4 protein-coding genes are annotated in these 8,835 nt (G+C 41.6%); 3 read left to right on the plus strand and 1 reads right to left on the minus strand.

The genetic code is table 11. From position 1 onward, the window contains the following. Positions 1-93: 93 nt before the first annotated feature. Positions 94-855, plus strand: coding sequence for an MBL fold metallo-hydrolase (locus NJ959_RS20890; RefSeq protein WP_254013672.1), 762 nt, complete (start codon positions 94-96; stop codon positions 853-855). A gap of 94 nt (positions 856-949) precedes the next feature. Beyond that, complete coding sequence (locus tag NJ959_RS20895) at positions 950-1,741, plus strand: glutathione S-transferase (protein ID WP_254013673.1); 792 nt, start codon at positions 950-952, stop codon at positions 1,739-1,741. 324 nt (positions 1,742-2,065) lie between these two features. On the opposite strand, the gene NJ959_RS20900 is transcribed toward NJ959_RS20895, so the two are convergent. Beyond that, entirely contained in the window at positions 2,066-3,778 is a 1,713-nt protein-coding gene (locus NJ959_RS20900) for an ABC transporter permease (RefSeq protein WP_254013674.1), read from the minus strand. Positions 3,779-4,666: 888 nt separating this feature from the next. On the opposite strand from NJ959_RS20900, the gene NJ959_RS20905 reads away from it, so the two are divergent. Further along, on the plus strand, positions 4,667-8,835 hold a 4,169-nt coding region (locus NJ959_RS20905; RefSeq protein ID WP_254013675.1), incomplete at its 3' end, for an nSTAND1 domain-containing NTPase.

Genomic DNA, 8,835 nt, shown 5'->3' on the forward strand with positions numbered 1-8,835 from the left:
GGCTGGGGGAGGGGTAAGTCGGATATCACTCCATTCCCAACTGCTTCAAAAAACTTTACAATTAGATAGAACCGCATCCATACTCTCACGCCCATGCAGCTAACCTACTTCGGTGCGAATAGCTGGTTACTCAAACTCGGAGAATACCACATCCTAATCGATCCTTGGTTAGTGGGTTCCCTCATGTTTGGTAACCTCCCCTGGTTTTTCAAAGGCGACAAACCACCCGCCCTTGATGCCCTACCAGACAAGATTGACCTAATTTTACTATCCCAAGGCTTAGAAGATCACACCCACAAACCAACCCTAACCAAGCTAAATAAAACAATTCCCGTAGTGGCTTCTCCTAGTGCGGCGAAGGTAGTCCAACAGTTAGGTTATACTCAGGTAACTGCTCTGAATTTCACTCAGACATTTAACCTAAATGAGAGTATTGAAATCCGTGCTTTACCAGGCGCACCCATTGGTCCTCTAGTACAGGAAAATGCCTATCTGATTACAGAATTTTCCAGCAAAACAACCCTCTATTACGAACCCCACGGCTATCCCGCCACTGAATTAAAAGATTATGCCCCCATAGATATAGTAATCAGTCCAGTGGTAAGCTTAGAATTGCCTATTCTCGGACCAATTATCCAGGGACATAAAACCGCATTGCAACTCGCTCAATTAGTAAAACCGAAAGTATTTCTCCCTACAGCAGCAGGTGGCGATGTGACATACCATGGATTCCTAAATACTATACTCCATACGATTGGTACTGTGGATGAATTGCGATCGCAATTTACCCATCATCACCTATCCACTCAACTCATCGAGCCTCAACCAGGGAAAGTACTCGAACTCAAACTATAAGTTTAAGCTTTTTCAACGAAACTTGGAAATTAGGGAGTAGGGAGTAGGGAGTAGGGAATTAAACATTAGCAATTAGCAAATTAGGAGACAAAAAATGATCGAGTTATATCAATTTGAACTATCGCAATACTCAGAAAAAGTCCGCTTTATCCTCGATTATAAAGGATTAGAATACAAGAAAATCGAAGTCACCCCAGGTGTGGGACAATTTGAATTATTTCGCCTATCGGGACAAAAGCAAGTTCCCATCATCAAAGATGGCAATACCATAATTAGTGATTCTACCGCGATCGCAATGTATTTGGATCGCCAATATCCGGAAAAACCGATTGTTCCCACCAACCCCAAAGACAGAGGACAATGTTTATTAATGGAAGAATGGGCAGATGAATCGATTGGGCCAAAAAGTCGAAAAGTACTTTTTGGTGCATTAACTCAAAATCCCAGCTTCCGCACCTTAATTTTACCCAACGAAACTCCCGATTTCCTGAAAAATATCGTCAGTGGTATTCCTTCAGAATTGCTTGAATTTATGGGTTTTGGTGTCGGTTGCACTCCCGATTTGGTGAAAGAAGCAAGAGATAGTCTCAAACAAGACTTAGAAGCTCTCTGTTTAATCCTAGCAGATCGTCCTTACCTAGTGACAGACACTCCTTGCTTGGCTGATTTTACCGTAGCTGGCTTGAGTTTACTCCTCAAGATTCCCGAAGGCTCCTATTTGGATATTCCCGAACAAATTAAAGGCAAAGGGATTCCCGGATTAGCCGATAATAGTGATTATGAACCATTTTTCACCTGGCGCGATCGCATTTATGCCGATTATCGCCAAAAGTTAACCTCTACGGGCACATCGGCTTCCGGTCCCCAATCCATTCAAATTGATTAGTTGGTTGTTGGTTGTTGGTTGTTGGTTTTTTTACCACTCCCTATTCCCCTTCCGTCGGGATGATATCGAATCGGTTGGCGTTGGCATGATTTTTTTTAACGCAGAGGTACGCAGAGGTTTGCACAGAGGTACGCAGAGGTTTTTGGATAATTCTGATGCCAACGGAAATGATATTAATTTTGTGGGGGCGGGTTTAGGGAAAAAATTAGGCTAATCAAAAATAACCCCAATTCCTAACCCGCTCTCACCCAACATTAAATTCAAAACCCGCCCCCAACAATTAAGCATTTAGGAGCGGGTTTTATGATATCTTTTATGATATCTTTACGGAATTGCCATGGGAGAGCGCCCAGAAAGTAAGGCTTTTGTCGCTGACTCACCTGCTTTACGCAATTGTCGTGTTAGTTGTACATTCAATAGTACAAGTCCTAAAGATTGACCAACTGTCGCCATTAAAACAGTACTCGCGCCAGCATGTTCAATGCTAGCCCAAGGAAATCCTGATAACAACCACACAAGCGACTGACTATCGAGTGATAAGAATTCGAAAACAATCGGCGGTAAAATAATCAATCCCATCACTGTACCTGCTGCCCAAATTGCCCGCTTTGGTGTTTTCATGAATAACATGAGCTGGACTACTGAGCTGTATAAAAGGATAATACTCGTATTCAGCATCAGTCCCCATAGCGCAGGTACTTTGTAGCCGCTATTAGGCCACAGGAGTAACCAAGGTAGTACGATTAAGGAAGCGATCGCAGAATTCATCACTACTGCTAATACTGCGGGACTAGTTTTCCCCCAGATTAATTCCGGTAGAATTCCACCTTTCCGTACAGAAAGCTTTTGATGGCGGTAACGTGCCCAATCCTGCATGGCTTGACGGTGGGGACTTAATGCGGCAATCAAACCTAAAAATAGGATTAGATTGAATAACATCAGGATTTGAAAATTCTCAAACGCCCCCCTTGAATAATTTTCCGTCTCGGTAACTTCAGGATTCATCGCAAATCCCAGAAGTACGAAATTAAAGCAAGCTGTCACCCAATAACTTTGTCGCTTACTCAGTAAAGTAGCGTGAGGATTGTGGAAGGAACGTTTTAAACCTTCCCACATCAAATAACTCCATAACCCGCAGTTGAGTATCGCAAAACCGGAAATAGTCAAACCTTTGCTACCGATAGGTAAATAAAACCAGAGTAAATCGAGGAAACCATTCTCGTTAGGGTAACTATAGCTAGGATTACCGAGAAAATGACCACCAATCAGGTAAGGCAATAAAATTGCGGGATTAAACAGCGATAGCCAATCGAAAGAAGTATTTTGCGTCCCATTATAATTAATAACATTAGTCATTACGAACAGGAACATCAATACTGTACCAGCACCCAACCAAGCTTGAAAAGTACCCAGCCAGTTACCCACTAAACCAAATAGTAAGGCGGCACTATAGAAGAATAGACAACTAGCAGCGATAACGCCGTAGAAACCCAGAATCTGAATCAGGGGGATATTACCACTGAAACCCGCTACCAGATGTAATGGTACAGTTAATGCGATCGCAAGATAAAGTAAAATTGGTACACCTAATAGTTTGCCACCTAATATACTCGTACTGGAACTAGGAGTTAGACGCAAAAAGTTCAGCGTACCTTTACCATCTTCTTTTGATAAATCGGCAATTAACATGTAAGTGCCGACAACCAATAGACTAAATATCCCAATTAAACTTAACCAGAGGAATACTCTTTCCCACCACAATTCCCAGTTAATAACAAAACCACCCAAGTTGTCGGGAATACACAATGGCACAGAATAGTTTTTTTGAGAACCCGTACAGAAAGAGTTATGAACAGGATTTTTGTTAGTCTCGTCAAAGATTGGTAGCTTACTACTGAAACTCATTAGTAATAGTAGTTGTCCGAGGAGGGAGGCGGCTACTGAAATTAGAATATTGCGGGGGATGAGCCGCCCTTTTAGTTCCCGAAATAACTGGGGATTTGACTCCCCTAGCTGGTTGATTACATTTAGTTTCATCGTCTATTCTCCGTGTAATTGAAATGAGGTGAGGGGTGAGAGGTATGGGGTAAGAGGTGAAACACAATATAGTAAGTTATTTATCCTCCCCTATATTTATCTTAAACTCCTTAATTGGGATAGTTTAGCCTTCCTTTACTGCGTTTGTCAGGATTGTTACCAAATTTGAAACAGGTATCGCTCTCTTGTTGGCTGGCGCTATTAACTATGATAAAAGCTTCCTCTAAAATCAGCCACGTATTGCGTAATATATTCAGGAGTTACGCAAAATATCTATATTTAGGGTGTGTTAGGTGATTAGAGCGCACCCATTCCAACTATATAAGGCAGAGGGCAGAGGGTAGAGGGTAGAGGGCAGATGTACTCCATTTCAGGGACAAAGCAATACTTTGTCCCTGTTTTTTTTTTGCGAAGATATTTTTTCTCTCATATATTAAAAATCAACGTGAGTCAGTGATTTCAGTCACTATGATTCAAGGAAAATACAACAGTTTTAATGTGTTTTTAATCACAGTAAAATAAAACAAGAATCACTGAATAAGATCCGTAAAATCACTGATATTATCTTGACGTACCTGCAAAATATCTGGTAAATCACCGATTAAAAAAATCACCCTTCTGCCTGAGACTTTTGTATTCATAAAGATGGATTCCAATCCATAAGTTTATAAATAGATCCTTTTTAATTTTTTCTAGTCTAATCATCAAAAAAAAATGAGATAGTGTGGTATCGTCAGGAGATCCCTATGGGTAATAAAAAGAATGATTAATTTTTAATAAATAATTAATTATTGAGTTCATTTAAGGTAGTATCTTTTTTTTATTAGACAAAAGCAGGGATTTTACTCCGATCGGAGTAAAATATAGGTAATTAGCCATAATTCAGATATGCTAGCAGTCAAAAGTTGGGTTATTATGAAGGAACGGAATCACTTAGAAAAAATTGCAGCATCTAATGAGCGATCGCTCTTAACACTAGATCGGGCGATTACCCTGTCTGAAGGACAATTTTCCTTGATTTTGGTACGCTGCAACTATCAAATCTGTAAAAAGCCTATATGGGAGCGACTACAAACAATCGCCAGAGTTCCCTTGAGGCAGCTAGTGCTGGAAGAATCAAGTAAAAACCTCTATGCCAGTATTCTCTCTGCCACCACTCACCATCAAAGTGCTACCCTAATAGTATTTGGATTAGAGTCAATCATAGAAATTGACCAAGTATTAGCTTTAACTAATCAGGTGCGAGATGAGTTTCGCAAAAGCTTAACATCCCCTCTCGTATTGTGGGTAACAGATGAAGTGCTGCACAAACTGGCGCGGTTTGCTCCCGATTTCAAAAGTTGGGCTGCTACCTCAATTAAATTTGAACTTCCCACCAATCAATTGATTGAGTTATGGCAGAAAAGCACAGATAAACTATTTGCGACAATTTTGGATAACAATAGGGGCGAGTTTCTCTCGAATGAATACTTCAATTTGACACCTGGTTGCCTTCATCGTCAGGAATTAGCCTCAGCGTGGCGAGACTTGCAAACTCGTGGTGTAAATTTAGCCCCAAAATTACGTGCAAGTTGGCAATTTATCTTGGGTAGAGATGCCTTTTTCCAGAATCAAATTGATGTATCGCTACACCATTATCAACAGAGTATAGAACTTTGGCAAGAAGAACTTTCTAGAGAGGAAGATAAGAATTATTCTCTTTTAGAGCAACAGGGGGTACTTCTTCTTCACATCGGATGGTGTTATTGTCGCCAAGCCGATTTACAACCCAGCCACAAATATAGAAACTGGGTAAAAGCAAAAGAATCCTTTAGGGCAGGTATTGAAGTCTTTACTCTAGCTAGACGTTTAGATTGGGTAACCTCCTTAAGGATTCAACTTGGGGAAGTTTTGGAAAAGCTGGAAAGCTGGAGAGAATTGCAAGTTTTGGCGCTGCAGTCACTAGCAGAGAATCAAAGTTCAGGTGGTCCAATTCTCATACCCCAAGCTTACGGTTTTTTAGCGGCGGTGGCTCAGGCACAGTCAAATTGGGAGGATGCTAAAATATTCGCGGAAACTGCAATTGACATCATAGAAAGATCTCAAATATATCTTGGAAAATCTTTCTATGAGAGCGATAGCATTCGCACAAAAGCTCCCTGGTATCAGCCCCAACATCGAGGAAAATATATCCTGATTTTGGCTAAAGCCTTGCGACAATTGGGGGATCTATCTCTGGCAATCGATAACTTAGAAAAAGCCCTAAAAATAGAGGAATTGTTACCATCATCCTCAGCGCAGTCGCCACAACTTTATATCGATATTTTAGAAGAATTGCGAGTGCTTTATTTCAATCGCCAGGAGTACCTCCGCGCTTTTGAACTTAAACTCCGAAGACGAACAATCCAGCAACAATATGGTTTTTTTACCTTTCTCGGTGCTGCACCAATCCCCGTCAAAAGTCAAGAAAGAATAACAAAACTCAACAATCAAAAGTTCACTCTTGATCCTTTACCCCACACCTTTGGTAATTCAGTCGCTGGGCGTTTGTTGGATATCAATCGCCTAATTGAACGTCTCAGCCGTAACGATCGCAAACTGACAATAATTCATGCTTCTTCTGGCGTTGGCAAAAGTTTCCTGATTAATGCTGGGTTAGTACCTGCTCTAGAAACTAGAATTATTGGCGCGAGAGAAGTAGTGCCTGTAGTGCAAAAAGTCTATAGCAATTGGGTTGATGAGTTAGCCAGAAGATTAAATAGCGCTTTAGGCATTATTCCTCCCACTCTAGGGGATACCAATATCGATTCTACACCATTTATTAATAATAAATCTGAAGAACAAATAACTAAACTGCAAAAAATTATAGAGCAGCTCCAACTGGCTACGGAAAATAATTTGCTAGTTGTTCTGATTTTCGATCAGTTTGAAGAATTCTTTTTTGCTTGTACGAATTTAGAAGAGCGTCGTCAGTTTTATGATTTTTTCTCTCGCTGCCTAAATCTGCCATTTGTCAAGGTAGTTTTATCCATTAGAGAAGATTATTTACATTACTTATTGGAGTGCGAACGTTATATTAATCTCAATGCAATAGACAATAATATTTTAGACAAACAGATCCGCTACCACTTAGGAGATCTTTCTAAGTCAGAGGCAAAAACTCTTATTTCAAACTTGACAGCCGCATCTCAACTTCAGTTAGAAAAAGATCTAATTGAGAGGCTAGTAACAGATTTGGCATCGCCATCAGAAACAGTGCGGATGATTGAGCTGCAAGTAGTGGGGGCGCAACTACAAGCTGAAAAAATTACAACATTGGTAGAGTATAAGGCATTGGGGGATGATCCAAAAGCGGTGCTAGTGGAGAGATTTCTGTTAGATGCGATCGCGGATTGCGGCTGGGATAACGAGGAGGCAGTCTGGAAAATTTTATTTGCCTTAACAGATGAAAATGGTACTAGACCTTTAAAAACAAAAGATGAGTTAATTGCCTTATATTCCCTGGTGTCATTGAGGCTCGATAATTACCTCAGTATCGATAAAAGAGAAATCATCACCCACGATCAAATCGACTTAATTTTAAAAATATTAGTCGGATCGGGCTTATTATTCAGAGTACCGGATGAGCCACAGGATCGATATCAAATTGTTCACGATTACTTAGTAGCACCAATTCGCCAACAATATCAGGATCGTACTCAGTTCACAATAGTGGCACAGTTAGCAGAAAGTGAAGAAAAACTCTTGCTGGTTCGCAAACAGCGACTAAGAGCGATCGCAGTTGGCACAGCAATGGGAGTTCTCGCTGTTAGTGCTGGCGGATTGGGATGGCGAGCCGAAGATCAACGAAAACTAGCAGCAACATTATCTCTTAACGATCGTCTCAGTGCAATTAGTGCCTCTTCAGACGCTCTCTTTATTTCAAATAACCAGTTTGACGCACTGATTGAAGCCTTAAGAGCAGCAAAACGCTTGAAACAGTTAGAAACCAAAAAAGGAGCAGAACAAAAGATAGTAGGAGGGGAATTAGGAATTTGGAAATTCTTTCTCCCCATCCTGACATCAAATAGTCAAATCCGCTGGTTTATTCCCCATTCCCGTGCCCTTCAGGTGGAACCCGATACCCGCTTGCAAGTCATCGCATCACTATCTCAAGCTATGAACAATATTTCAGAGCAAAATCGTTTAGAAGGGCACAGCGATATAGTTACAGATGTGAGTTTTTCCCCCGATGGTCAACTTATTGCTTCAGGTAGCCGCGATCGCACGATCAAACTCTGGCGTACTAACGGGTTTTTTGTGGCAACCCTTAAAGGTCATGATGATGCCGTCACTAGCGTAGCATTTAGTCCCGATCGTCAGATCCTTGCTTCTGGTAGCTGGGATGGCACGATCAAACTCTGGTATCGTAATGGCACACTTAAAAACACACTACGGGGACACCTAGGCCATGTCTACAGTGTCAGCTTTAGTCCAAACGGAGAGATCGTCGCTTCTGCGGGTGAAGATGGTACGATTCGACTTTGGACTATTAGTGGTAAATTAATTAGAACTTTTCGCGGTCATGAGGGGGTAGTCCAATCCATCGCCTGGAGTCCCGATGGGGAAAAGATTGCTTCGGCAGGATACGATCGCACGATCAACATCTGGACACCCGATGGTCATTTGCTACAAAGCCTCACTGGGCACAAAAGCAAAGTAAACTCTGTAGTATTCAGTCCCGATGGTCAGTTACTCGCCTCAGCTGGCGACGATAGAACCGTAAAATTATGGGATGCTAGCAGCGGGAAACTAATTGATACGCTGATTGGACATGAGCGATGGGTACTTAAAGTAGCCTTTAGTCCAGATAGTCAGCTCATCGCTTCGGCTTCTGCTGACCATCTGGTAATGTTATGGGATCGCCATGGCACTTTACTCAAAACATTTAAGGGACACAGCGATAGTGTAACTAGTATCAGTTTTAATCCGATTCAAAAGGCAAGAGATCCGGGGCAAGAGGTAAGAAAAGAGGGGCAAGATCCGAACGAAAATACCCCACACCCCGAACAGGGGGCAGGGGGGCAGGGAGCAGGGGG

Source organism: Limnofasciculus baicalensis BBK-W-15 (assembly GCF_024178385.1).
Lineage (GTDB): Bacteria > Cyanobacteriota > Cyanobacteriia > Cyanobacteriales > Coleofasciculaceae > Limnofasciculus > Limnofasciculus baicalensis.

Excerpts from the sequence above, each read along its gene's own strand:
- NJ959_RS20895 (WP_254013673.1), top strand. The coding sequence starts at position 950 with ATGATCGAGTTATATCAATTTGAACTATCGCAATACTCAGAAAAAGTC.
- NJ959_RS20890 (WP_254013672.1), top strand. The coding sequence starts at position 94 with ATGCAGCTAACCTACTTCGGTGCGAATAGCTGGTTACTCAAACTCGGA.
- NJ959_RS20900 (WP_254013674.1), bottom strand. The coding sequence starts at position 3,778 with ATGAAACTAAATGTAATCAACCAGCTAGGGGAGTCAAATCCCCAGTTA.